General features: G+C 37.7%; 28 protein-coding genes and 1 pseudogene. 22 read left to right on the forward strand and 7 right to left on the reverse strand.

All coding sequences use genetic code 11. From position 1 onward, the window contains the following. Positions 1–193 precede the first annotated feature (193 nt). The 8 genes from LIS78_RS07815 to LIS78_RS07850 all read left to right on the forward strand — a co-directional run bounded on the left by LIS78_RS07815 (position 194) and on the right by LIS78_RS07850 (position 8,718). Positions 194–1,384 carry a glycine C-acetyltransferase gene (locus tag LIS78_RS07815; protein WP_252284925.1) on the forward strand — a complete coding sequence of 397 codons (1,191 nt, stop codon included), beginning with the start codon at positions 194–196 and terminating at the stop codon, positions 1,382–1,384. 37 nt (positions 1,385–1,421) lie between these two features. Next, complete coding sequence (locus tag LIS78_RS07820) at positions 1,422–2,381, forward strand: L-threonine 3-dehydrogenase (RefSeq protein WP_195780671.1); 960 nt, start codon at positions 1,422–1,424, stop codon at positions 2,379–2,381. Positions 2,382–2,591: 210 nt separating this feature from the next. Further along, positions 2,592–3,056 (forward strand): histidine utilization transcription antiterminator HutP, encoded by a 465-nt coding sequence (hutP, locus tag LIS78_RS07825; protein ID WP_013056267.1) that lies wholly within the window; start codon positions 2,592–2,594, stop codon positions 3,054–3,056. Positions 3,057–3,410: 354 nt separating this feature from the next. After that, positions 3,411–4,631: an MFS transporter gene (locus LIS78_RS07830; RefSeq protein WP_195780670.1), complete on the forward strand. Its 1,221-nt coding sequence runs from the start codon at positions 3,411–3,413 to the stop codon at positions 4,629–4,631. A gap of 265 nt (positions 4,632–4,896) precedes the next feature. Next, entirely contained in the window at positions 4,897–5,562 is a 666-nt protein-coding gene (locus tag LIS78_RS07835; protein WP_195780669.1) for a type 1 glutamine amidotransferase domain-containing protein, read from the forward strand. A 202-nt stretch (positions 5,563–5,764) separates the two neighbouring features. Further along, a complete protein-coding gene (locus tag LIS78_RS07840; RefSeq protein WP_209151309.1) occupies positions 5,765–6,055 on the forward strand; it encodes a putative quinol monooxygenase in 291 nt (96 codons plus the stop codon). A 222-nt stretch (positions 6,056–6,277) separates the two neighbouring features. Next, on the forward strand, positions 6,278–7,717 hold the full coding sequence (locus tag LIS78_RS07845; RefSeq protein WP_252284926.1) for an aldehyde dehydrogenase family protein: 1,440 nt from the start codon (positions 6,278–6,280) through the stop codon (positions 7,715–7,717). A gap of 152 nt (positions 7,718–7,869) precedes the next feature. Beyond that, complete coding sequence (locus LIS78_RS07850) at positions 7,870–8,718, forward strand: MBL fold metallo-hydrolase (protein ID WP_252284927.1); 849 nt, start codon at positions 7,870–7,872, stop codon at positions 8,716–8,718. Between the two features lie 137 nt (positions 8,719–8,855). On the opposite strand, the gene LIS78_RS07855 is transcribed toward LIS78_RS07850, so the two are convergent. Continuing rightward, positions 8,856–9,092, reverse strand: a complete 237-nt coding sequence (locus LIS78_RS07855) for a hypothetical protein (RefSeq protein WP_013056274.1) — start codon at positions 9,090–9,092, stop codon at positions 8,856–8,858. A 166-nt stretch (positions 9,093–9,258) separates the two neighbouring features. On the opposite strand from LIS78_RS07855, the gene LIS78_RS07860 reads away from it, so the two are divergent. The 3 genes from LIS78_RS07860 to LIS78_RS07870 all read left to right on the forward strand — a co-directional run bounded on the left by LIS78_RS07860 (position 9,259) and on the right by LIS78_RS07870 (position 11,567). After that, positions 9,259–9,885 (forward strand): LysE family transporter, encoded by a 627-nt coding sequence (locus LIS78_RS07860; protein WP_013056275.1) that lies wholly within the window; start codon positions 9,259–9,261, stop codon positions 9,883–9,885. Between the two features lie 127 nt (positions 9,886–10,012). Next, on the forward strand, positions 10,013–11,356 hold the full coding sequence (locus LIS78_RS07865; RefSeq protein WP_195780665.1) for an amino acid permease: 1,344 nt from the start codon (positions 10,013–10,015) through the stop codon (positions 11,354–11,356). A 70-nt stretch (positions 11,357–11,426) separates the two neighbouring features. After that, on the forward strand, positions 11,427–11,567 hold the full coding sequence (locus LIS78_RS07870) for a hypothetical protein (protein ID WP_013056277.1): 141 nt from the start codon (positions 11,427–11,429) through the stop codon (positions 11,565–11,567). 45 nt (positions 11,568–11,612) lie between these two features. Here the strand turns inward: LIS78_RS07870 and LIS78_RS07875 are convergent, their stop codons facing one another. Both LIS78_RS07875 and LIS78_RS07880 read right to left on the reverse strand, forming a co-directional pair. Then, entirely contained in the window at positions 11,613–11,765 is a 153-nt protein-coding gene (locus LIS78_RS07875) for a YpzG family protein (protein WP_013056278.1), read from the reverse strand. Positions 11,766–11,990: 225 nt separating this feature from the next. Then, positions 11,991–13,664, reverse strand: a complete 1,674-nt coding sequence (locus LIS78_RS07880) for a ribonuclease J (protein ID WP_252284928.1) — start codon at positions 13,662–13,664, stop codon at positions 11,991–11,993. 217 nt (positions 13,665–13,881) lie between these two features. Here LIS78_RS07880 and LIS78_RS07885 point away from each other — a divergent pair, with 217 nt between their 5' ends. The 3 genes from LIS78_RS07885 to LIS78_RS07895 all read left to right on the forward strand — a co-directional run bounded on the left by LIS78_RS07885 (position 13,882) and on the right by LIS78_RS07895 (position 14,886). Next, positions 13,882–14,022: a hypothetical protein gene (locus tag LIS78_RS07885; protein ID WP_013056280.1), complete on the forward strand. Its 141-nt coding sequence runs from the start codon at positions 13,882–13,884 to the stop codon at positions 14,020–14,022. 68 nt (positions 14,023–14,090) lie between these two features. Next, positions 14,091–14,237 carry a hypothetical protein gene (locus tag LIS78_RS07890; RefSeq protein WP_155660526.1) on the forward strand — a complete coding sequence of 49 codons (147 nt, stop codon included), beginning with the start codon at positions 14,091–14,093 and terminating at the stop codon, positions 14,235–14,237. Between the two features lie 232 nt (positions 14,238–14,469). Next, on the forward strand, positions 14,470–14,886 hold the full coding sequence (locus LIS78_RS07895) for a hypothetical protein (protein ID WP_252284929.1): 417 nt from the start codon (positions 14,470–14,472) through the stop codon (positions 14,884–14,886). Positions 14,887–14,967: 81 nt separating this feature from the next. Here the strand turns inward: LIS78_RS07895 and LIS78_RS07900 are convergent. Beyond that, a pseudogene (locus LIS78_RS07900) lies at positions 14,968–15,171 on the reverse strand (KGG domain-containing protein); the annotation flags it as partial. A gap of 220 nt (positions 15,172–15,391) precedes the next feature. Here LIS78_RS07900 and LIS78_RS07905 point away from each other — a divergent pair. Then, complete coding sequence (locus LIS78_RS07905; RefSeq protein ID WP_013056283.1) at positions 15,392–15,616, forward strand: hypothetical protein; 225 nt, start codon at positions 15,392–15,394, stop codon at positions 15,614–15,616. A 96-nt stretch (positions 15,617–15,712) separates the two neighbouring features. Here the strand turns inward: LIS78_RS07905 and LIS78_RS07910 are convergent, their stop codons facing one another. Next, complete coding sequence (locus tag LIS78_RS07910; protein WP_055988946.1) at positions 15,713–16,444, reverse strand: ZIP family metal transporter; 732 nt, start codon at positions 16,442–16,444, stop codon at positions 15,713–15,715. Between the two features lie 461 nt (positions 16,445–16,905). On the opposite strand from LIS78_RS07910, the gene LIS78_RS07915 reads away from it, so the two are divergent. The 3 genes from LIS78_RS07915 to LIS78_RS07925 all read left to right on the forward strand — a co-directional run bounded on the left by LIS78_RS07915 (position 16,906) and on the right by LIS78_RS07925 (position 19,025). Then, positions 16,906–18,291, forward strand: a complete 1,386-nt coding sequence (locus tag LIS78_RS07915) for an amino acid permease (RefSeq protein ID WP_013056285.1) — start codon at positions 16,906–16,908, stop codon at positions 18,289–18,291. A 155-nt stretch (positions 18,292–18,446) separates the two neighbouring features. Then, positions 18,447–18,668 carry a hypothetical protein gene (locus LIS78_RS07920; RefSeq protein WP_195780660.1) on the forward strand — a complete coding sequence of 74 codons (222 nt, stop codon included), beginning with the start codon at positions 18,447–18,449 and terminating at the stop codon, positions 18,666–18,668. A gap of 156 nt (positions 18,669–18,824) precedes the next feature. Further along, positions 18,825–19,025 (forward strand): hypothetical protein, encoded by a 201-nt coding sequence (locus LIS78_RS07925; RefSeq protein ID WP_028408123.1) that lies wholly within the window; start codon positions 18,825–18,827, stop codon positions 19,023–19,025. An 89-nt stretch (positions 19,026–19,114) separates the two neighbouring features. On the opposite strand, the gene LIS78_RS07930 is transcribed toward LIS78_RS07925, so the two are convergent. Next, positions 19,115–19,324: an alpha/beta-type small acid-soluble spore protein gene (locus tag LIS78_RS07930; RefSeq protein WP_013058452.1), complete on the reverse strand. Its 210-nt coding sequence runs from the start codon at positions 19,322–19,324 to the stop codon at positions 19,115–19,117. A gap of 90 nt (positions 19,325–19,414) precedes the next feature. After that, a complete protein-coding gene (locus LIS78_RS07935; RefSeq protein WP_252284930.1) occupies positions 19,415–20,398 on the reverse strand; it encodes a LacI family DNA-binding transcriptional regulator in 984 nt (327 codons plus the stop codon). Between the two features lie 326 nt (positions 20,399–20,724). Between LIS78_RS07935 and LIS78_RS07940 the strand changes: the two genes are divergently transcribed. The 4 genes from LIS78_RS07940 (at position 20,725) to LIS78_RS07950 (ending at position 25,488) form a co-directional block, all read left to right on the forward strand. Beyond that, a complete protein-coding gene (locus tag LIS78_RS07940) occupies positions 20,725–21,966 on the forward strand; it encodes an MFS transporter (protein ID WP_209151311.1) in 1,242 nt (413 codons plus the stop codon). Positions 21,967–21,987: 21 nt separating this feature from the next. Continuing rightward, positions 21,988–23,445 carry a glycoside hydrolase family 32 protein gene (locus LIS78_RS07945; protein WP_209151717.1) on the forward strand — a complete coding sequence of 486 codons (1,458 nt, stop codon included), beginning with the start codon at positions 21,988–21,990 and terminating at the stop codon, positions 23,443–23,445. Between the two features lie 135 nt (positions 23,446–23,580). Next, complete coding sequence (locus tag LIS78_RS31315) at positions 23,581–23,715, forward strand: hypothetical protein (protein WP_280640308.1); 135 nt, start codon at positions 23,581–23,583, stop codon at positions 23,713–23,715. 312 nt (positions 23,716–24,027) lie between these two features. Next, on the forward strand, positions 24,028–25,488 hold the full coding sequence (locus LIS78_RS07950; RefSeq protein WP_252284931.1) for a protein adenylyltransferase SelO: 1,461 nt from the start codon (positions 24,028–24,030) through the stop codon (positions 25,486–25,488). Positions 25,489–26,053 lie beyond the last annotated feature (565 nt).

Raw genomic sequence — 26,053 nt, forward strand, 5'->3', positions numbered from 1 at the left:
GACATTTACCTAGTTGTTTATTATTATGAATTCTATAAGTATTGAATTTTAAGCGCTTTCAAAATAAACATTTGTCTTTCTCAGGAATACACTTGATTTTTAACTCATATACTGTAAGTGCTTAGATTAATCTTTTAATGGGGAAAAGAGAAGTTTATAAGAGGTGTTGAACAATAATGAGGGGGTATAGAAGATGACAAGCAGACGTTTAAAAGAATTCTTGAATAATAATTTAGAAGATTTAAAAGATAAAGGGCTATACAATGTCATTAATCCGGTAGAGGGGCCAAACGGACCTGTGATTCAAATTGACGGAAAGCAATTAATTAATTTATCATCCAACAATTATTTGGGTCTTGCTACAGACGAAAGGCTTATTAACGCGTGCAACGAAGCCACTGAAAAATACGGAGTGGGGGCTGGCGCTGTCCGAACGATTAATGGAACTCTAGATATTCATATTAAGCTAGAGGAAAAGCTAGCCGAGTTTAAGCATACAGAAGCAGCTATAGCTTACCAGTCTGGCTTTAACTGTAATATGGCAGCCATCTCCGCGGTTATGGATAAACATGATGCGATTTTATCAGATGAGCTGAATCACGCTTCAATTATTGACGGATGCCGGCTATCAAAAGCAAAAATTATTCCTTTTAAGCATTCGGATATGAAAGATCTTCGTGCAAAAGCAGGCGAAGCACAAAAATCCGGTTCATATAATAAAATAATGGTAATTACCGATGGTGTATTCTCAATGGATGGAGACATTGCTAAGCTTCCGGAAATTGTAGAAATCGCAGAGGAATTTGACTTAATCACATACGTAGATGATGCTCACGGGTCGGGCGTATTAGGGAACGGCATGGGCACAGTCAAACATTTTGGCTTATCTGAAAAAGTAGACTTCCAGATTGGAACATTGTCAAAAGCGATTGGAGCTGTAGGTGGGTATGTAGCGGGAAAAAAAGACTTAATTGACTGGTTAAAAGTAAGAAGCCGTCCGTTTTTGTTCTCGACTGCTATTACACCAGGCACGGCTGCTGCTTGTATTAAAGCAATCGAAATCCTAAGCACAAGTACAGAGCTGCAGCAGCAAATGTGGGAAAACAGTCGTTATTTAAAGCAAGGATTAAAAGAACTAGGTTTTAACATTGGAGAAAGTGAAACGCCTATCACTCCGTGCATCATAGGAGATGAAAACCAAACGCAGATTTTTAGTGAGAAATTAATAGAAGAAGGGGTATACGCTAAATCAATTGTTTTCCCAACCGTTCCAAGAGGGACAGGACGCGTTCGCAATATGCCGACGGCTGCTCATACAAAAGAAATGTTAGATGAAGCACTTCGTATCTACAAAAAAGTAGGCAAGGAAATGAAATTAATCTAAACGTTGAATCTAGGCAGTACACGAGGAGGATATTGACATGAAAAAAGTATTAATAACGGGTTCTTTAGGGCAAATCGGTTCTGAGTTAACGGCGAAAATGAGAGAGATATATGGTTCAGAAAATATTATTGCCACTGATATTCGCAAAACGACGAGCGATGTCGTGACTTCAGGTCCATTCGAGATTTTAGATGTAACAGATCAGACTGCGTTATTTACGATCGCTAAAAAGCATAAAGTCGATACTATTATTCACTTGGCTGCGCTGTTATCAGCGACAGCCGAGCAAAAACCGCTTCTAGCTTGGAATCTAAATATGGGCGGATTAGTAAACGCGCTCGAAGTAGCGCGCGAGCTTCAGTGTCAATTTTTTACTCCAAGTTCTATTGGCGCATTTGGTCCAACGACTCCAAAAGACTGGACGCCGCAGGATACAATTCAACGTCCTACCACGATGTATGGGGTTAATAAAGTAGCGGGTGAATTACTTTGCGATTACTACCACCATAAATTCGGAGTAGATACACGAGGGCTACGTTTTCCAGGCTTAATTTCATATGTAACGCCTCCAGGTGGAGGAACAACGGACTACGCTGTTGAAATTTATTATGAAGCCGTTAAGCATAAGCGATATACGTCTTATATTGACAAAGGAACATATATGGATATGATGTATATGCCTGATGCATTAAATGCTGTTATCCAACTAATGGAAGCAGACGGTTCTAAGCTGAAGCACCGAAATTCATTTAACGTTTCTGCCATGAGCTTTGATCCAGAACAAATGGCGACTGAAATCAGAAAAACGATTCCGGAATTTGTGCTGAATTATCAAGTAGATCCTGTTCGACAAGCAATTGCTGAAAGCTGGCCTAACCATATAGATTCCAGCTGTGCGATAGAAGAGTGGGGATTTAAAGCAGAATATAACCTAGAAAAAATGACGAGAGAGATGCTGGGAAAGTTAAAAGTTGAATCACAGCTTGTCTTAACGTAAGTAGAGAAAAATGATTTCTTCCTTGAAAATAAAGTAAGCGCTTACCAAAAGGTGGGTTACTTATTTATGCAAGTTCTACTTCGTAACAGTGGTGGACAGTACAAGTAGATCTCCTAACCCTTTAAGTGAGCGCTCGTTCGTTGAATAATCAGCACCCTTTTAGGTACCGTCTGTTAAAATAATAAGGGGATAGAAGGGAGGGAATGACAGTTGAGCAATAAATTTCAACAAGTTAATGATTTTTCAATGGGAAGATTAACATCTTTACTCGTTCTTTTACATAATACGGAACTAGCTGAAGGTATTGAAAAGGAAATCAATGAGAGAGGATACAGCTACACAGTAGGAAAAGTCGGAGCGATGGAGCTGTCTAAAGTCGTGGCGGCAATTGAAACGAGCGCCAAGACAAACAAAATTATTAATGCCCAGTCGTACCGGGAAGTTCACGCTCTTTATCATGCTATACTTGAAGCCATTCAAGGAGTTAGTCGAGGAACGCTGCAGCTGGGTGATATTTTACGGACGGTAGGACTCACATTTTCAATCGTGCGCGGAAAAATTGAGTTTTCAGGATCAAGCGACGAATGGATTAGCGTTTGTGTGTATGGAACGATAGGTGCGCCTAAAAAAGGCTTTGAACATGATACATTAGGCTTTGGTTTTAACCATATTTAAAAAATAATGAACGAAATAGTATGAATGTAAAAAGTGAGAGATGTACATAGCTGCTTTAAAGAAGATATTTTTCTTATTGAAAGGTTCTGTGCGGCGTGTTAACATAATGATTAATATAATAACTGCCTTTAAGACGGTCCAGAGAGGCCGAAAAGGACGGATCACTCATTTACTGCTTCTATGCCTATCTGTGCCCTTTTGCCCTCTGCGACAAAAGGGCTTTTATGTGTTACTTACCTCTTTTAAACGAAGTCCAGAGAGGCTTCAAAAGAGAATGGAGATATGTTATTTATCCATTCCTTCAAAAAAGAAAGAGCGTTGATACAGAAAGAATACACTGGAGGGTGGAACAACATGAATTATCGTAACAAGACAGTTGTAGCATCAGTAGCAGGTTTGACGTTAGAAGGGATGGACATTATGTTTATCTCGTTTGCTATGTCAATGATTATTGCTGAATTTCACATTGATTTAGCAACAGGTGGACTTATTTCTTCTATTACGAATATAGGAATGCTGATAGGTGGAGTCATCTTCGGAATTTTAGCAGATAAATTTGGAAGAGTACGGGTTTTTACCTACACGGTTCTTCTATTTGCAGTCGGAACGGCATTAACAGGTTTTGCAGCAAATGTTGAACAAGTGTATGCTTCACGTTTTATTGCCGGAATTGGGGCTGGAGGAGAGTACGGGATCGGTATGGCTCTTGTTGCAGAAGCGTGGCCGAAACATAAGCAAGGACGAGCTTCATCCTATGTTAGTATTGGCGCACAATTTGGAGTGATCCTTGCGGCGCTTTTAAGTTCTCTGATCCTGCCGATTTTCGGATGGAGAGCGCTGTTTTTTGTCGGAATTATCCCCGTCATTTTCGCTTTTATCGTACGAAAAAATTTAAACGAATCTCCTGAGTGGCTAAAAGCTCAAAAAGAGAAAACAGCGGTTGTTAAAAATAATGGCAAGCTTCGTCAATTATTCGCTACGCCTAGGACGGCGATGACGACTATTTCGCTGGCAGTGATGGCTACAGTTCAAATTGCAGGCTATAACGGACTCATGATATGGCTTCCGTCTATGCTTCAGCAATCACAAGGCCTTTCTGTTTCAAGTTCAGCTCTTTGGACAATCAGTACAGCCGTTGGAATGATTATAGGCATGCTAACATTTGGTCAATTTATGGATCGTTTTGGATCGAAACGTACTTTTGGAATCTTTCTTCTGGCTTCAGCTTGTGCGGTATTTTTATACTCTTATGCCGAAGGAAGTGCAGGGCTGCTTATAGGAGGAGCTGTGGTCGGATTTTTCTCAAACGGAATGTTCGCGGGATACGGAGCATTGATAAGCAGCCACTATTCAGTAGAAGTTCGCAGTACTGCAACGAACACCATTTTTAACTTTGGGCGAGCGCTCGGAGGATTATCACCCATTCTTGTCGGCTATCTTTTGCAAAGCTATGACATGACGGTAGCGATGACGTACTTGGCGGGGCTGTACTGTATTTCGTTTATTTTTATGGTGAGTCTTAAAAAAACGGGCGAAAAGAAAGTGAAACAAATGAACGCTCAATCTGTTCTTTAAAATAAAAGATAGATTCTATGCTTTTCTGGAAAAACCGCGCTTACTCAAAAGGGCGGTTTTTTGAGTGTATAAAAAAATAAGTTTAGGTGTTGTATCGTTGTTTTTTTCGCAGATACTTTATTAACAAAGACCTCTACATTATCTATAAAAATATTTATGGATAGGCAGATATTTTCTAATTTGTATTATAGTAATTTCTCTCTTACAATATGTTGTGTAAGGCGGAAACAGAAAATACTATCTTTATTTACAGGAGGACGTTACTATGTCTAAACATATATTAATGGTCGTAACAACGGCTGACAAAATGAAAGAAAATCATCCAACAGGTCTTTGGCTTTCAGAATTTGGTGAAGCGTACGTAGAGTTTGAAAAAGCTGGATTTACGATTACTGTAGCAAGTCCTCTAGGAGGAAAAGCGCCGGTGGATGCTCGCAGCCTTGAAGGAGAGACTTCTCAAGAAATCTTAAATACAGCTAAGCATCTAGAGAATACCCTAAAACTTGATACAATTACAGACAGTGCTAAATTCGATGCTGTTTTCTTACCAGGCGGTCACGGCACAATGTTTGATCTGCCAGATAATCAAACGCTCCACGCTTTAATCCGTGAACTATACGAAGGAGACAAAGTAGTAGCCGCTGTATGCCACGGACCCGCAGGCTTAGTAGGTGTTACGTTATCAGATGAAAAGCCGTTGGTCGAAGGAAAAGATGTCGCTGCGTTTACAGATGATGAAGAACGTGAAACAACATTGGACCGCTTCATGCCGTTTCTTTTGGAAACACGTCTGCGTGAACTTGGGGCAAATGTAGTAACTGCTCCAAACTGGACCGATAATATACAAGCAGATGGCAATCTAATAACAGGTCAAAATCCTCAGTCAACAATCAGTGTAGCAAAAGCAGTCGTTAACCAACTATTGAAATAACATGTAAAAAATCCTGTAGACTAATCAGCCTGCAGGATTTTTTAATAGTAGCAAGAAAAGTAGCTGCATATAGCGCGTACGCTTTATTACATTCAGCTAAAGAAATCAATCATCATGCAAAAAATGATAATTGTCAGTGTAATGAATACAAAAAGAGGGAAGCTTTTTACGGAGAATATTTTTTAAGAAATGAGGAAAAACAATGTCAGAAATTATTATCAACGCCATTTTGCAAGCTAAACCAGGAAAAGAAGAAGAGCTTCGATTAGAGTTAGTAAAAGTCATTGAACCGTCAAGAGAAGAAAAAGGATGTGTTCAATACACTCTCCACGAGGATACAGACAAAACAGGCTCGTTTGTTTTTTATGAGAAATGGAAAAGCAAAGAAGATGTTGAAGCGCATCTTGAAACACCTCATTATCAACAATACAGACAGCAAACGGAGCCATTAATTGAAAGCAGAGTGGTACATCGTTTACAAGAAGTACGTTGATGCGTAAACACCGTTCATATATGAACGGTGTTTTTTATGTAGAGAGTTAAGAAGTTATAAAGTAAAAATAGTTTCAGCTATGAAAAGCCGATCGGAAAAGGGATAAGACAGTGAAAAAAACGAAAAATCATATAAGCGGTGTTTGAGAAGCAGACAGGCGGGTAGATAAAAACTAGATGACATAGTTCAACAATTAACAAACTAAAAGGAGAGATCAAATCAATGCGTACAAACTTAAAACACTTTATTAACGGAGAATGGGTTGAATCAACAGGAAACGAAACGTCAGATGTGATCAATCCTGCTACTGAAAAATCAATTGGTAAAATTAGCTTAGGTACAAAAGAAGATCTAGATAAAGCCGTGGCAGCAGCTAAAGCAGCTCTTCCAACATTTTCAAGAACAACAAAAGAAGAGCGAATTAAAATGCTTCGCAATATTGCAAAAGGGTATGAAAAGCGTAAACAGGAGCTTATTGAGGTTATGACTGAAGAGCTTGGCGCTCCTTTAAAGATTTCAGAAGAAGTTCACTATGAAATGGGACTTAGCCACTTTAAAGAAGCAGCTAATGCACTTGAAGATTACACATTTGAAAAAGATCATGGAAGCTACAAGGTCGTGAAAGAATCTATTGGAGTAAGCGGACTTATTACACCATGGAACTTCCCAACAAATCAGACGTCTACTAAAATTGCAGGAGCTATCGCAGCAGGAAGTCCAATGGTATTAAAACCATCAGAACTTACACCGTATGCAGCGATGATATTAGCAGAGATCATTGAGGAAGCTGGTGTACCAAAAGGTGCCTTTAACCTTGTAAACGGAACGGGAAGCACAATTGGTGACGGTATTAGTTCTCACCCGGACATTGATTTTGTATCATTTACAGGATCAGGTGCTGTAGGCGAGAAAATTATGCAAAACGCGGCTAAAACAATCAAAAAAGTAGCGCTTGAGCTAGGCGGGAAATCACCGCTAGTTGTATTAGAGGATGCGGATGTAGAAGAAGCGGCTAAAATAGCAGTTTCACACATTGCAATGAATACAGGGCAAGTATGTACGGCGGCAACGCGCATTATCATTCCTGCCTCTATGAAAGAAAAATTTGAAGAAGCAGTGAAGAAGGTTCTACCATCATTCCCAGTTGGTGATCCGTTAAATAAAGACAACGTAACTGGACCGCTCGTAGCGGAAAAACAGTGGGATCGCGTACAGGATTATATTAAAAAAGGAATGGACGAAGGTGCAAAGCTTCTTACTGGCGGAACGGGCAAACCAGACGGCTTAGAGACAGGATACTTTGTTAAACCGACAGTCTTTACTGACGTTTCAAATGATATGGTTATTGCACAAGAAGAAATCTTTGGACCTGTAACAACTATTATTACGTATGATGATCTAGAGCAAGCTCTTGAAATTGCAAACGATACAATTTATGGACTTGCAGGCTATGCCGTCGGAAAAGACCAAGAAACACTTGACTATGTTGCTAAAAATATTAGAGCTGGTCAAATCATCGTCAACGATGCCGAGCAAGACAGAGCTGCACCATTCGGTGGATTCAAACAATCTGGTATTGGACGCGAGTGGGGAGCATTTGGTATTGAAGAATATCTAGAGCCAAAAGCGATCATGGGCGTTAAAGTTCCGGCAAAAGTATAATTGATGTAAAAAAAGAAAGGAGTTTTTCTCCTTTCTTTTTTTATGGATACATAAAAGAGAGCTATTTAAAAAAAGAATAACGAAAGCAAAGGTGGATAGCATAAACGTGTATCACGTATATGAAGTGACACGCTAAAGGAGGGAATTATAAATTGAATAGGGATATGCACGGAAGTTCATCAACGGAAAGTTTTATTCCCATGAGCTCTATAGCCAGTGGAAAAGGAGTCGAAGTGACGCCGGACGTCTACAGCTATACTACACAGATTGTTAACGTATGTTTTATAGGAAATCCAGACAAAGACAATAGTTTTGTACTTGTGGATGCGGGAATGCCTAATTCGGCTTCTATGATTATCAAAGAGGCAGAGGAAAGGTTTGGAAAAGGAAAAAAACCAAAAGCAATTATTCTTACACATGCACATTTTGATCATATTGGATCTATTATTGAACTAGTGGAGAAGTGGAAAATACCGGTATATGCACATCCACTTGAACTTCCATATGTGACGGGTAAAAAAAATTATCCTACACCAGATGGCACAGTCGAAGGCGGGCTTGTAGCAAAGCTTTCTCCACTATTTCCAACGGAAGCCATCGATTTAGGCTCTCATGTGCAAGCTTTACCAGCCGACGGCTCTGTACCCCATATGCCGCAATGGGAATGGATTCACACCCCTGGTCATTCTCCAGGACATATTTCTCTTTTTAGAAAGCAAGATCTTGCGCTTATCGCTGGAGATGCTTTTGTTACCACTAAGCAAGAATATTTACTGGATGTACTAGAGCAAGAACTGGAGATTAGCGGTCCTCCTCGTTATTTAACTACGGACTGGGCATCTGCCAAAAAATCAGTTGAAGTGCTTCAGTCACTTCATCCGTCTGTGGCGGTGACAGGACATGGAAAACCGGTTTCCGGCGAATGGCTTTCAACTAATTTATTGAGGCTTACGAAGAATTTCAATGAAATTGCTCGTCCTGATTACGGAAAGTATGTATAAGACTAAAGAAAAAATGTTAATCTTTACGCAGCTTTTAAAAGCTGCAGGTGAAGATCAAAAGCTCTACGAACTCAGTGAGTTCATAGAGCTTTTTTTATTTTTCGTATAAAAGTGAAAAAAGGTGGTTATTATCCTTATTAAAAATTTTGTTGAATAGCCTGCTGCGCTTCACGTAAATGTCTTAAGTGTTCTTCCATTCGTCTTAATTCTTTATCACCAGACGCCGCTTCTTTTTGTTCATTAATTTGCTGCTGAACCATATTCAAATGCATTTGAGCTTTTTGAAAATTGGCTGCATCCAAATTCATCTGCCCTTGATAAACAGCCTGTTCAGCTAATTGTAATGCTTCTTTAATATGAGTGTATGAATTCATGCTTCTCATCCTTCTGTATAGTATTTACAGTTAACATGCGCTGGTTTTTCGTAGCTATACAAAAAGATTTAGAAATAAAATAAAAATTACGTAGTACAAGCTAAGTAGGCTGCATACATTTATCATAGTTCAATTTATAAAACCTCAGAAGCAGGGAGGGATGCATGTGGGAGCTTTTTTCAGCTATATGTTATTAGGGCTATCGTTAGCCGCACCAATCGGTCCAATTAACGCCGCTCAGCTTGATAAAGGAATCAAAAATGGTTTTTTACATGCTTGGTTCTTAGGGATAGGAGCAACATCGGTTGACGCTCTTTATATGCTTGTGGTTTATTTTGGGTCCGTTCATTTTTTAAGCAGCGATTTTATGAAAACGTTTCTTTTTTCGTTTGGATGTTTCGTATTAATTTATACCGGTATTGAAGGGTTAATGAGCACAGGGAAAATTACACAGCATCGGAACGCAAAAGGAGATTCGGTATTAAAGTGTTTTTTTTCAGGTTTTTTAATTTCATTAACAAACCCGCTTACTATTCTTTTTTGGCTTGGTATTTATGGCTCTGTTTTAGCCAAAACAGCTAATACATACGAAACAGAACAGCTCATTTTATACAGCTGTGCTATTTTTACAGGGATTTTATGCTGGGATATTGCTATGGCAGCTTTAGCAAGCACTTTTCGAAGGTACTTAGCAGCGACATTTTTGACTGCAGTTTCCGTTATATCCGGCCTTTCTCTAATAGGATTTGGTATATATTTCGGCTGGCAAGCTGTACAGCAATTCATTATTTAAAAGGGGAGAAAGCAGAACTGAATTTAAAGCGTTTTCTATCTGCTGAAAAATAGTAGAAAGCTGCCTCTTTTTACGCATAAATTTTTCAAACTATCACACACTACATCGAGGTGTAAGGAGTGATAGTATGAAAAAGAAAATAGGCTGCGGAAGTCAGGTTGAAGGGAAATTAAAATGGTGGCAGCTGTCTTTAATCGGAGTAGGGTGCATAATCGGTACAGGCTATTTTTTAGGATCAAGTATTGCAATAAAAGCCACGGGTCCCTCTGTATTAATTGCTTTTTTACTAGCAGCAGTATGTACATTTATTGTATTTGACGCTCTGGCTAAAATGAGTGCTCAAGATCCTCAAAAAGGTTCGTTTCGCTCCTATGCTAAAAAAGCTTATGGAAGATGGGCAGGATTTAGCAGCGGATGGGTGTACTGGAGTTCAGAGATGCTGATCATGGGGAGTCAGCTCACGGCTTTATCTCTTTTTACACGTTTTTGGTTTGACGGTATTCCACTGTGGGTCTTTGCCTCTATTTATGCTGTTTTAGGCATTGCTGTTGTATTAATCGGAACAAAAGGCTTTGAACGAATGGAAAATGTATTTGCTGTCACAAAAGTGGCTGCCATTTTAATGTTTATTGTATTAGCTAGTCTCGCTTTATTTGGATTTCTTGACCAAGGTGCCAAACAAGGATTGCCGCGAACGATAAGTGAAGTACTTCCTCACGGGTTTTTAGGTTTATGGGGCGCTTTGCTTTATGCCTTTTATGCTTTCGGCGGCATCGAAGTCATGGGGATCATGACGGTTCGTTTAGAAAAAAAAGAAGACGCACCGAAAGCGGGAAGAAGTATGCTTATTCTCCTTGGAATTATTTATATTGTTTCACTGAGTTTAGCTATTTTAATTGTGCCATTTCATGATTTTCATGGAAATCAAAGTCCATTTATAACGGCTTTAGAAACATACCATCTTCCATTTTTTCCTCATGTTTTTAATGGAGCAATGATTGTTGCTGGGTTTTCAACAATGTCGGCGTCTTTCTTTTCTGTAACAACAATGATTGTCACTCTTTCAGAAGATGGAGATGCTCCTGCATTGTTTTCAAAACAAAAAAAGAAAAAGCTGCAATTTCCTTTACCGGCTTTACTTTTAACAACAGCGGGATTAGTTGTTTCTATTGTTCTTTCCTTGCTATTGCCCGGGAAAATTTATGAGTACATTACAACAGCAGCGGGACTGATGCTGATTTATAACTGGTTCTTTATTTTAATTTCTTTTCATCGCTTAATCAAACAAACCGTTTGGGATAAAGTAAAACAAGCTGTTGGCCTCTTATTAATCCTGCTTGCAGTAAGCGGTACGCTGTTAGAATCTGCAAGCAGGCCAGGTTTCTTTGCAAGCTTAGGCTTTTTAATTGTTATAAGCCTCGTTATTTTAAAACTGCGCCATAAGTGGAAAGAAGAAGAAGCCGCTAGCTAACATATATTTAATCTTTATGAGGGACACTATGCACGTTGTACAATTACAAAAATAAAAGGTGGTTATGATTATGCCAAAAAACAAGCAGACTCCTTCTTCACAAGTAGATCAAAAACAAATAGTAGATGACAAAGCAAAAGCGCTACGAGAAAATAATTATGAAGATGGTCATATTCGCAAGATAACTCAAAGCGGGGCAGACGGCCAATAATAAAAAAAAAGACGCGTTCGCGTCTTTTTTTGTTGAAGTGTATCCTTACCAACGATGAGCTTTTGCATTACTTCGCAAGATGATGTTCGTTTGAGACATCTCTGTATGTCCATTTACTTGGGACTTTGAACGCTTCGGTCTCGTCCAGTTGTGGCGGAATAGTTCTGAATGCTGATCTACTTGATTTTTATCATTCATCATAATCACCTCAAGGATAGGATACTTTCACAAGATATTCACGGTGAAATATCTCTCTTATAGAATGGGATAAAAAAGAAGAAATACACCTAACACTTTTAACCATACATATAAAGGGAGTGCCTATTCATAAACTATAAAGGGCAACTTCTAACTTTGGGCTAAGCTTCGGATTTATAAAGTAAAACTGCCTTAGTGGGGACTAAGGCAGTTTTACTTGAGTAATCAAACTTCAATAATGATGGGAAGGATCATAGGTCTTCTTTTGGTTTGGTTATATAAAAATTGGCCAAGCGTTGTCTTGATTTCTTTTTTCATAATGCTCCATTGGTGAACATGAGTTTTTTGTAATTGATTTACAATTTTAGTCACTTGTCGATTAACATCTTTCAATAACTGCTCTGAATCTCTTGTATAAACAAAGCCTCGTGAAATGGTATCTGGACCAGACACAATTTTCCCTTCCGCTTTATTCAGAGTAACAACAATAACCAGCATACCATCTTCTGAAAGCTGTTTGCGGTCACGTAAAATCGCGTTGCCAACATCTCCAATGCCAAACCCATCTACATATACATTGCCTGCAGGGATTTTTCTTGTTTGAACAGCTGTTTCGCCCTTGATGTCAACAATATCACCGTTATTTATAATAAAAATGTTCTCTTTTTCCACCCCTACAGATTCTGCTAATAAGCTGTGGTGATGAAGCATTCGAAACTCACCGTGAATCGGGATAAAGTACTTTGGTTTCATCAATGTAGCCATTAATTTTAGTTCTTCTTGATAGCCATGTCCTGATACGTGCATACCTGTTGCGCTTCCTGAACCATAAATCACATGAGCCCCGAGTGTGAAAAGACTGTCGACAATACGAGAGATATTACGTTCATTGCCAGGAATAGGCCCTGCTGATAAAATGACCGTGTCTTCAGGAAGAATCTCTACTTGTCGATGATTTCCGCTGGCTAATCTAGATAGAGCGGCCATCGGCTCGCCTTGGCTTCCAGTGCAGAGAATAGCGACTTGTTCAGGCGCAAGTGAATGTACTTCATAAGGTTCAATTAGCATCCCTTCAGGAATGGTTAAATACCCTTTCTCTAACGCAACTGATACAACGTTAACCATGCTTCTTCCTAGCAGCGCAAGTTTTCTGTTCGTTTTAATCGCTGCATCTACAATTTGCTGTACGCGGTTAACATTCGAGGCGAAAGTAGAAATAATTACTTTTCGCTTTGCTTTACGAAAAGCTTCTTCTACATGTTTGCCAACTAGCTTTTCTGAAGGCGTAAATCCAGGGCGTTCAGCATTTGTACTTTCTGATATTAAAGCCAGTACACCTTCACTGCCGATTTTTGCCATTTTATGAAGATCTGGATATTGGTCGTTAACAGGAGTTAAATCAAACTTAAAATCCCCGGTATGCACAACAGCTCCTTCAGGCGTATGAAAGACAATTCCAAGACAATCTGGAATGCTGTGATTCGTTTTAAAAAAAGAAAGCGGAATATTGCCTAATGTAATTTCTGACTCTTCGTTGATTTCAATAAGCTCCGTCTCTGCAGATAATTGATGTTCCTGGAGTTTAATGTCAATTAATCCAAGGGTAAGGCTTGTTGCATAAATTGGAAGGTTCAACTGTTTTAAAAGATAAGGAATACCTCCAATATGATCTTCATGGCCATGCGTAACAACCAGTGCTCGAACTTTTTCTCGATTCTCTTGCAAGTATGTAATATCAGGTATAATCAAATCAATTCCTAATAAACTTTCATCAGGAAATTTAGAGCCGCAGTCGATTACAATGATGTCATCATCATATTGAACGGCATACATATTTTTTCCTATTTCATTAATGCCGCCTAAAGCAAAAATGGATAGTGTGTTTCTATTTGTACTCAAACTTATTTCCTCCTATATTTTCAAAATGAATATGCAGAATTTCTACTCTTAGTATGAACATTTATTTCTGGTGCATTCTGTTAAATATGGAGATTTTATTTTTTATTCAATTTGAGGATGCAAGCAAAAAGAAAAGCAGGTCATTTTCCTAATACTACCTCTTATTTTCTTTTTATAACTCCATAAAATATAGATGTTACACATGGAGGTGGATGGAATGAGTAAACAAAATAAAAGCACAAACCAAGGAGTCAGCAGCAGTGCAGCTGCTGTCGATAATGTGAATAAAAGTATTTTATCAAACGATATTCATACAGATGAGCTTCAAAAAGCAAAGGTAAGCCGTCATAACAAATAAAAGATTGACAACAAAAAGAGCAGCTTTGAGCTGCTCTGGATAAAATAGAGATAGGGAAGTGAAAAAACGTGTCAGAAAACAAAAATTCTCAATATAAAGAAGAAAATAAGTCAACTCCTAGTCGCCCTCTTGAATATAAAGAACGCACAAATGAATCACAGAGTACAAGTCAAATGCTGCGCAGCATTCTCGAATATTCGAGTCGATATCGTTAATAAAATTTTACATATAAAACTGTAAGGATACGTGGGCAATATAAAAGTTGAAGCACCGCTTTAATACATAAAAAAGCAAGCAGCCATGCTTGCTTTTTTTTATGTATAGCTGTGTACATATTGAAAAAAAACCATACATACGTTATTTTAGATAAACGTATGTATAATGGTAAACCTGTACATGTATTTTTGGGAAAAAATTAAAGTTTGGAGAAAAGAAGTGGGGGATTTTATGAATTTACATGATTTTGTTCATGGAGTAGATCCAACAATAAAGCTAGTTATTGAAGATGAGTTTCCTGGAACGCGGTGTGTAGGCGGAAAGTACGTTCCTAGCACGCATTCTATTTTTTTATATGAAAAAGATATTAAAATACAGTGTCGGCACTTGTTTGGTTCAAATGAGTGTTTAGAATCTTATCAATGGATTATTTTAGCTCACGAATTAGGTCATGCGCTAGATGAAGACCTTTTATCTTTGAGTGCAAAATTTGATCAGACAGAAGATATAGGGCTTTTGTATCAAATTGAATGTAATGCTTGGAAGATAGGAAAGAAATTGATTCCTTTTATTAATTCAGAGCTATTCTCATCCATAAAAGATCAATCGTTAGCCCATTACCATAAAGAGATGGAGAAGATTAGTTAGAAGAAGAAAAGTTCCTGTGGCTTATACTATAAGGAACTTTTCTTCTTCGAGTTGTTTATATACTTCAAATACTAGTTAATTATTACGCTGGCTGCTGCTGGATCTGCCGCCTTTTTTTCCAATTTCCTCGTAAAATTCTTTACCTTGATTTTTGGAAGTAGCTTCTCCGCCTTTTTCACCAATTTCTTGGTAAAACTCTTTGTCATGATTTTTGGAAGTAGCTTTTCCACCTTTTCTTCCTGCTTCTTCACGGCTCATTTTTTCATTCTTTTTATTAGTTGCCATCTTGCATCCCTCCTAATAAATTTGAATTCATAGTCTGTCTTCCCGGTCAAAAAAGGATTAAACTGGTTATTTTATATTTTTTCTAAAAATTAGATTTTTCTCAAAATTATCAGACCACGAAGCCCTGTATAGTAGTATTTATTAAGTTAAAATTAATCTTAAAAAAATTTATATGAAATATGATATGGTTAATAGAAATAAGAAAAAGGAGCTTAGAAACATGTCAAAATATGTAGAAATGGATAACGCATCGCTGCGACAGAAAATACAAGAATACAAAGAATTAATTTGGAGAGTAGGGCCAGGAAGTGAAAGAACTATAGAAGCTGTTCAAGAGATTCAAGGAATGGAAAAAGAGTTAAAAGCACGCAATGCAGAATTTGAAGCTACGGATTGGAAAGCTTTTACTCGGGAAATAAAAGAAAACTACGATTTTACTTATTAAGAAGACACATTCATAATAATGTGATTAGGATAAATGTCTCCAAGTAGAAGGCTTTCTGCTTTCTACTTGGAAACGATAGAAGTAGTATGAAGACGATTAAGAAAAATGATCCAGTATCAGTGAAGCAAGTAATCCAAGTGCAGCAATTAATCCTGTAATAGAACCTCCTTCTTCATAGGCCTCTGGCATCATTGTAGAACCTACCATAGCAATAATACCACCGCCGGCAAAAGCAGCAATAGCAGCCATAAGTGTCTCAGATGCATGGTCTAAAAAAACAAATCCTGTCCATGAACTAAAAGCTGAAATGAACAAAACAGCTGCCCATAGTAAAAAAATTTTCTTTTTAGAGAATCCGCTTTTCACTAGACCGGTCGTACTGGACAGTCCTTCAGGAATATTACTTATAAAAATAGCGATAACAAGAAGCCAGCTAACGGTTGCATTTTCAATTAAGCTAGCTCCAATCATAATGGACTCTGGGATTGCATCCATTACGGTTCCTATAAATATAGCAATTCCAGAACTATTCGCAGCCATTTGTTTTGTAGACCTCTTTCTTTTATTCGCTCCTTGACGTGAAATTAGATAGTCTAAAAAAGTAAAAACGACAGCCCCCCCAAGGAACCCAAGAGAAGTAGCTTTTAACCCGCCGTTATGAACCGAGTCTCCAAGCAGCTCATAGGTAGATGCTCCGATTAATACACCCGTCCCAAAAGCCATAATATAACCAATTATCTTTTTGCCGATGGGCAAAAAAACTGCTGCCAAAGCACCAAGAAGGACAGCTGATCCTGAAATTCCGCCCCACATCGCAGCTTGCCACATGAAAAATCCCTCCTCATCTCTATTTTCTATGGATACTTTCCCTAAGAAGAGAAAGAAAAAACGTAAAAGTAGAAGAAAGGAATTTGTTCGATTAAGTAGCGGTTTCATTTCCTTATCTTTAAGAAATAGAGTGTTCCAGCATCCTACGCCTGTATTTATTTTTAATATTCATAAAATTTAAATTATACTGAAATAAAAAACTATTTTACTGAGATGATTGATTTAACAAAGGTGAAAGGTTTTGTTGAGTGTTTTTCTGAAAAAAACAATTGTATTTCTGGGGAAAATTTATTATTATAAAATAAGTAATTATACAGTCGAATAGCTAAAAATAGAAAAAATAGTTTAGTTGTAAAGGTACTAGGTAAAAATGGAAGGTTTTAAAAACGATAGCTGTTCCATCAGACACAAAAAGTATCTTTCCTAACAGAGCTATAACAAGTTTAGGAGGAGGAAATGGAATGGCAGACAAAGAGCTAAAAAGAGGCTTAGAATCCCGTCACATTCAAATGATCGCGCTAGGCGGAACAATTGGCGTTGGATTATTTATGGGATCAGCAAGCACAATTCAGTGGACGGGTCCATCGGTATTACTTGCTTACGCAATCTGCGGAATGTTTATTTTCTTTATCATGCGTGCAATGGGCGAAATGTTGTACATGGAACCAAGTACAGGTTCATTCGCTACATTTGGCCACAAATATATTCATCCATTAGCAGGTTATATGACTGCATGGAGCAACTGGTTTCAATGGGTAATTGTAGGGATGTCCGAAATTATAGCGGTAGGAGCATATATGCAGTACTGGTTCCCGCATCTACCTGCTTGGGTACCAGGTATTATCGCCATGTTGATTTTAGGCGCAGCAAACTTAATTTCAGTGAAATCATTTGGAGAATTTGAATTTTGGTTTGCGATGATTAAGATTGTAACGATTATTTTGATGATTATTGCAGGCCTCGGGTTGATTTTCTTCGGCTTTGGAAATGGCGGAGACGCAATTGGGTTATCAAACCTTTGGGCGCACGGCGGCTTCTTTGCAGGCGGATGGTCAGGCTTTTTCTTTGCACTATCTCTTGTTATTGCAGCTTATCAAGGAGTCGAGCTAATTGGTATTACAGCTGGTGAAGCAAAGGATCCTAAAAAAACGTTAACAAGCGCGATTCAAAGCATCATTTGGCGAATCTTAATTTTTTATATTGGAGCAATTTTTGTCATCGTGACGGTATATCCGTGGAATGAGTTAGATTCTTTAGGAAGTCCATTTGTATCTACATTTGCTAAAGTTGGCGTTACGGCAGCTGCAGGTATTATTAACTTCGTAGTTATTACAGCAGCGATGTCAGGCTGTAACAGTGGAATCTTTAGTGCAGGACGCATGCTTTATACGCTTGGTGTAAACGGTCAAGCACCTAAATTCTTTACAAAAATTTCCCGTAACGGTGTTCCAATTTACAGTACACTCGCTGTTATGATTGGATTAGTAATTGGCGTTATTTTAAACTACATCGCTCCACCGAATGTATTTGTTTATGTATACAGTGCTAGCGTGCTTCCGGGAATGATTCCTTGGTTTATTATTCTTATCAGCCAAATTCGTTTCCGTAAAGCTAAAGGTGCTGAAATGGACAGTCATCCTTTCAAAATGCCTTTTGCGCCTGTAACAAACTATGTAACCATTGCTTTTTTACTAATGGTGCTTGTAGGCATGTGGTTTAATGATGAAACGCGTATTTCACTTATTGTAGGGATTATTTTCCTCGCTCTCGTTGTCATTAGTTTTTACGCATTCGGAATAAATAAGCGTATGATACCCGATACAGAGAACGGTCAAATAAAGAAATAAATATGCTTTTTCATAAGTGAAAGGCAAAACAAAAAAACGGCTGAGAAAAGCCGTTTTTTTGTTTTGTTTAAATGAAAGATACAAGAAAAATGTCATTGAGCGCTGATAGTTTGGATAAACTATATTCGTTCATATAACGTAAAGGAGCGAATGTTATGAGAAGCCACAGATATATTATCAAAGATTCACTAAAAGCTGATGAAGTTGCCAGAGATTTGGAACTGCAGCTGGATATAAACCGAATGTCGGATGTCAGAATCCTTTCGGTAAATGCACAAAACGAAATACTCGTTCAAATGCAGGAGGAGAACGAGGAAGCAGGAGATGTTATTGATGTATTTATGAAAGAGTATAAAACAGGAGAAATTATTGAATAGCATGTAATTGAGAAGAATATTGAGGGGTTTCGTTGAATAAATAAAAAGAAAACACCTTTATTTTTTATTGAAAAAGGAACGCACGAAGAAAACTTCTTGTTTATCAAGAAGTTTCTTTTGTATCTGAACATTCGTTTGTATAGGTAGGGAGAGGTGATGAAGGTGAAAAGAAATAGTGAGGGTCACGTCTTTTTTATTATTCTCGGAGGCCTGTTTATTTTAATAGGCACACTCTTTGCAAATACTTCCGTTTATTTTCTCATCTCCGGATGGATAGCAGCTGTCTGTTGTTTAGGAATCAGCGCTGTACTAAAGAAAGGAAAAACAAAATCAGTCAGTAAAGAGGAGGAAGAATAATAATTTTTATATAAAGATGGAAAGTAAATATATGAAAAGGAAGAATGGATATCCATTCTTCCTTAAGTCATGGTGTGTATGAAATTGTCTTAGAAACGTCCGCCGCCAAGTTGTTGCTCAGCTAATTGTACAAGACGTTTTGTGATTTCGCCGCCTACTGATCCGTTTGCACGTGCAGTAGTGTCAGCTCCTAAATTTACTCCGAACTCGCTAGCGATTTCATATTTCATTTGATCGATTGCTTGTTCAGCTCCGTATACTAATAATTCATTATTATTGCTGCTTTTGTTGTTTGCCATTGTATTCAACTCCTTTCTGTAACGTTAAGGTGTGAATAAAGGAAGAAGAATATGCAACAAACTGATATTTATTTTATAAAAAACGTATTTTTACGTTGTTTTTCCTTCTAGAAGCTTAACTGGAAGACAGATTTCATGGGGTACATTACTAAATTCTCCTTCAATTTCTTTGAGTAAAATATCAATGGCTGTTTGAGCAATCGATTCAATGGGCTGTTGAATTGTAGTTAGACCAGGTAACAAAGTCTGACTGGCCTCCGTTCCGTCATAGCCCACGATTTTTAAATCTCTTGGGATGTTTTTTCCTCTTTTTTGTGCTTCCGCAACTACTAAAGCTGCAAGTAAGTCATCACTTGCAAAGATCCCATCTACTTCCGGATTTTCTTCAAAAACCTTAGAAATAGTTTCCCGCTGGATGTTGCGGTCGAAGGTATTTGAAATTTCATACGTAATAGGATGTTTTCCGTACTTTTTCATCACGTTTTCATAAGCTTTCCTTCTTAAGTTAGCTGGAGTTTCGAGTTTAAGGGGGCCGTTAATATGAATAATATGCTTACAATCTTTTGAAATGAGCAATTCCGTGGCTTGTTTTCCTCCAGAATAGTTATCAGAAGATACGGTAGGAATATTTTTTGATAAATAATGATCCACTGCTACCACAGGAAGACTTTGACTTTCTGAATCAAAAATACCTCTATTATAAGTAACGGCAATAACACCATCTACCTGATTTCTGATGAGCATCTCTACATATTTTTTTTCTTTATCAATTCGATTAAGGCTGTTACAAAGAAGTACTTTGTAGTTAAGGGAAGCACATATACTTTCAATGTGAAAGGCTAACTCTCCGAAAAAAGGATTGCTCGTTTGCGGAACAATCATACCGATTAAATTTGTTCGCTTATTAAATAATGAACGCGCAATATCATTTGGGAAATAATTAATTTCTTTCATTGCTTTATAAACATTTTCTCGCGTTTCTTTGCTTATGTAACCACGGTTATTTAATACACGAGAAACGGTAGTCGGTGAAACACCTGCAATTTTTGCTACATCACTAATTTTGGCTTTCATCTAGTTTCCTCCTAATTTCTCCAAAACCTTGCTTTTATAGTATATATCAGACATGTAAAAGCCTTAAAACAAATGCAATCAAGCAAGCAGCTTTCCAGTCGTTACGTTTTATTTTGATTGATAAAAATCTATGTAATAATTGTAAACGGTTTATTAAACAATTTAAACATACCACAAAGCCTACTTTTACACCTAATACAATCTTTTTGCAATATAAAATATGAAACCGGTTGACATATGAAACCGGTTGACATAAAATCAAATTGAAAGTGCTTTCATTTTGTTAGATAAAAGATTTTATATCTTAAGCTAAAGGGGTAACTAAAATGAAAAGTTCAAAAAGTTTATATTGGAAGCTGAGTGCATATTTTTTCTTCTTCTTTTTTACGTGGTCGTCGAGCTACTCTTTATTTTCTATTTGGTTAGGGCAAGAGATTAAGTTGAACGGATCAGCTACAGGCTTAATCTTTTCTGTAAACGCTATCTTTGCTTTGTGTATGCAGCCTTTGTACGGATATATATCTGATAGGATCGGTTTAAAGAAACACATTTTATTTTTTATTAGCTGTCTTTTAGTGTTTGTAGGACCATTTTATATTTTTGTTTATGGGCCTTTGCTTCAATACAATGTGTTGATAGGAGCTATTATTGGAGGCTTATATTTAGGAGTAGCGTTTTTGGCGGGCATCGGAGCGATTGAAACATACATAGAGAAAGTCAGCCGAAAATATAAATTTGAGTACGGGAAATCTAGAATGTGGGGGTCATTAGGCTGGGCTGCAGCTACATTTTTTGCAGGACAACTATTTAATATTAATCCTCATATTAATTTTTGGGTGGCATCCGTTTCAGCGGTTATCCTAGTGGCTATTATTTTTTCTGTGAAGGTAGAAATGAGCAGCTATGAAATGGAAAAAGCTGAATCCGTCACGCTGAGAGATGTAGGTAATTTATTCTTATTGAAGGAATTTTGGTTTTTTATGATTTATGTTGTTGGCGTTACGTGCGTGTATGGGGTATACGATCAGCAATTTCCTATCTATTATGCATCTTTGTTTCCTACTGAATCGATAGGTAACCAAGTATTTGGCTACTTAAATTCGTTTCAAGTATTTTTAGAAGCTGGAATGATGTTCGCAGCACCGTTTATTGTAAATAAGATCGGTGCAAAAAATAGTTTAATTTTAGCAGGATTTCTAATGGGATTTCGTATTATTGGGTCAGGGCTTGTTGTTGGTCCAATTGGAATATCTTCGATGAAGCTTATTCATGCATTAGAACTTCCTATTATGCTTATTGCCATCTTCAAATATTTGGCAACTAACTTTGACACGCGCCTATCTTCTATACTTTATTTGGTGGGATTCCAATTCGCTTCACAAATAGGTGCTTCAGTTCTTTCACCCATAGCGGGAGGATTATATGATAGCGTAGGTTTTTCCCGTACCTATTTAATTATGGGAGGTATGGTTTTGGTATTTAACGTTATTTCCATGTTTACACTACTAAACTCTAAAAAACATAGATTTATAAGAAAAGATGTACAAGAAAACACGCAGATTATATAGGGGGATATGATGATGTTAACGATAAATAAAATCGAGCAAGCTCAAAATTCATTAAATGAAGCAGAGAAAAAGGTAAATCATCAATATCGGTTAGGGTATCATATTATGGCGCCAGCGAACTGGATTAATGATCCGAATGGGTTGGTTCAGTATAAAGGAGAATATCATGTTTTTTATCAACATCATCCTTATGACGAGAATTGGGGGCCGATGCATTGGGGGCATGTAAAAAGCAAAGATCTTGTCCATTGGGAGCATTTACCGATTGCTTTAGCTCCTGGCGATACATTTGATAAAGATGGATGTTTTTCGGGAAGTGCTGTGGATAACGAAGGAGAGCTTACGTTAATTTATACTGGACATAATTATATAGACAAAGAACTGGATACTTTTTTTCAAAACCAAAATATAGCTGTTAGTAAAGACGGCATTACCTTTGAAAAAGCAGAGGCTAATCCAGTTATTGCGGAGCCACCAGCAGACAGCTCTCATCACTTTCGAGACCCTAAAGTATGGAAGCATAAAGATTTATGGTATATGATTCTAGGAAACTCAACAAAGAAACAAGAGGGACGTGTTATCTTATACCGTTCTTCGAATCTACGAGAATGGGAATATGTTGGTGTCCTTGCTAAAAGCGATGGGAATCTAGGATATATGTGGGAGTGTCCAGACTTTTTTGAGTTAGATGGAAAGCATGTTTTAATGATTTCTCCTCAAGGGATAGAAGCAAAAGTTGATTCCTATCACAACCTTTTCCAAACGGGATATTTAGTTGGAGAATATAGTTATGAAACCAATACATTTCATCATGGGTCATTTACTGAATTAGATTACGGCCACGATTTTTATGCTGTTCAAACGCTTTTAGATGATAAAGGGCGGCGAATTGCAATTGGCTGGATGGACATGTGGGAAGCTAATATGCCAACGAAAGAGGATGGATGGTGCGGTGCGCTAACGCTTCCGAGAGAACTAACTTTAAGAGGGGATAAAGTGTTAATGAACCCCGTCCAAGAGCTTACATCACTTCGGAAAACTCAATATAATATGCTAACCAATAAAGCTCTTTCTGAAAGCTATATAGTAGAAGTAAATGAGGACTTGCTAGAGATACAAGCTGTATTTGATTTAGCGGAATGCCAAGCTTCATCAGTAGGAATAAAAATTCGTGGAATAAACAATGAAGAAACGCTTATGTATTATAACCTTAATGAGCAAAAGCTATTGCTTGACTGTACTCACTCGGGAAAAGAAGATGGAGTTAGGAAAGTAGCGTTACAAGCAGGTGAGACACTAGCTTTACGAATATTTGTGGACCGTTCTTCCATTGAAGTATTTGCAAACGAAGGACAAGCTACCATGACGAGCCGTATTTATCCAAAAGAAAGCAGGCTTGGAATTGAGTTATTTATTGAAGGAGGAGATGTAATCGTAAAAGAGTTAACGTATTGGAATTTAAAAGATATTTGGAAGTAAAATATAGAGGAGGCTGGGACAAAAAGTATTTTAGCTAAAGTGAATGACGAACTATTGATCAAAATGTTTGATTAATAGTTCGTTTTTTGTTGGTATGGTGAACGTAGGTTTCATCTGTTTCGTTGCTTCTAGCGGTTGATTGGAGGGCAAGGCGAAGACTCCTGCGGGAAAAGCGGAATAGATGAGACCCCGCAGGAGCGAAAGCGACGAGGAGGCTCACCGGCCGCCCGCGGAAAGCGAAGACTTGCACGGAAATCAACCGCGGTGTAACAGGCGATTCATACTAGAGTATTTATTCCTTTTGTTCGTCTTTAGATGGGAGTAATTTAGTTATGTCTCAACCTCTTTTTTTGAGTATTTAATAGTCTTTTATCGAATTGGAGATAAATAAATGGATAAGGCACTTTAGATTAAAAGTATGTGCAAATGCGATATAATAATAAAAGACATATTGAAAGAGAAAATATCGTGCTTGAAGATGCCCAGAAGAAAGCAGGACAGAGAAGGGCTGCTGCGCTTATAAAACAACGATCAGTAATGAAAAGAATTATGTTTTAAGACACAAGAAGAAAAGGAGATACGATGACTAATCAAAAAGAAACAGGATGGAATTTACGTAATAGCTATGCGGAGTTACCAAACATTTTTTTTACGCCTCTTGATCCTAATCCAGTGAGTTCACCTAAAATAGTTAAATTTAACGACTCTTTAGCCGCATCTCTAGGGTTACAAAAAGAACAGCTGCAAAGCCAAGAAGGAGTTAGCATTTTGGGTGGAAACAGTGTCCCAAAAGGTGCTTTCCCACTTGCACAAGCTTATGCAGGGCATCAATTTGGCCACTTTAACATGCTAGGAGACGGACGGGCTATGCTGATAGGGGAGCAAGTTACGCCTTCGGGTGAGAAAGTAGACCTTCAGCTTAAAGGCTCAGGCCGAACTTCGTATTCCCGCGGAGGAGACGGTCGGGCAGCTCTAGGACCTATGCTGCGTGAGTATATTATTAGTGAGGCCATGCATGCTTTAGGTATTCCGACTACTAGGAGCCTAGCGGTTGTAACAACAGGCGAATCCATTGTTCGTGAAAAAGAACTGCCGGGGGCGATTTTGACGCGTGTAGCTTCCAGCCACCTTCGTTTTGGCACATTTCAGTTCGCTGCAAAATGGGGAACGGTCGAAAACCTTCAAGCTTTAGCTGACTATACATTAGAACGTCACTTTTCCCACATAGAAAAGAATGAAAAAAAATATTTATCATTGCTTCAAGAAGTGATTAAGCGTCACGCTACCCTAGTTGCTAAATGGCAGCTTATTGGTTTTATTCATGGCGTCATGAATACGGATAATATGACAATTAGTGGAGAAACAATTGATTATGGACCATGTGCATTTATGGATACCTATGATCCAGAAACTGTATTTAGTTCAATTGATGTACAAGGGCGCTATGCATATCAAAATCAACCAGGCATTACAGGGTGGAATCTTGCGAGGTTCGCTGAGGCTTTATTACCGCTATTGGATCAAGATATAGAAAAAGCAGTTGAAATAGCGCAAAGCGCCGTGACGGAATTTCCAAAATTCTATCGGGAAAACTGGCTGGCAGGTATGCAGGCTAAACTTGGGCTTTTTAACGAAGAAAAAGAAGATGAAGCATTATTCCAAGAGCTTCTTACAATAATGAAAACCTATAAAGCTGACTATACAAATACGTTTCGTGCATTAACTTTCGATAAGCTAGGAAATAGTGATCTGTTTGAAAGCAAAGAATTTGCACAGTGGCATGAGTTATGGCAGAAAAGACTAGGTAGACAAAAACAATCTAAAGCGGAGTGGCAAGAGCTTATGAAAAATAACAATCCGGCTGTCATTCCTCGAAATCACCGAGTGGAAGAAGCGTTAGACGCAGCACAAAAAGAAGACTACAGCGTCATGGAAACCCTTCTTGAAGTGCTTTCTAGCCCATATGAATCTCCGGGGAAGCCAGAGTATTGTACACCGTCTGCTCCGTCTAATCAGCCTTATCAAACGTACTGCGGAACTTGATTTGTTTAAATAAGAACTGCTATTTAAAAACAGCATAAATGACATCAAAAAGAGCTCTTTATAAAGAGCTCTTTTTGATTTTCTGAAAAATGTATTATTGATTCATTAAAATGATAGCGTTTTTTTTGTGAAAAGCTACATAAAATTTAACAGTATAAAAGAATCAAAATAAAAAGTAATTATCTGATTCTTTTGTCTCTTATTATTGCCAATAGAAACTATTATATAATAAATTATTCCACTATTTCACAAAAAATACATTAACGATATTTTTTTGCAAATGGCTTACTTTAACAGCTGTAGAAGAGCTTATAAAAAATAGCAGGTTAAATATGATGATGAATTTGCCTATTTAATCAAAAAGTTGAAGGTTTAAGACTTTATAACCAAATTAAAAATATAAGGGGAGAAAAATGAGAAGAGTACTCCATTTTACCTATTTGACTTTTCAATATTATGCAAGTAATCTTGGAAAGGTAATGGAACCGGTTCTGTTATTTCGCCAGATTGATATGACTTCTCGATACATAGAAAATGAATTGCTTGTGAGTGACACAAGACAAGG

The sequence above is a fragment of the Priestia megaterium genome (assembly GCF_023824195.1).
GTDB lineage: Bacteria > Bacillota > Bacilli > Bacillales > Bacillaceae_H > Priestia > Priestia megaterium_D.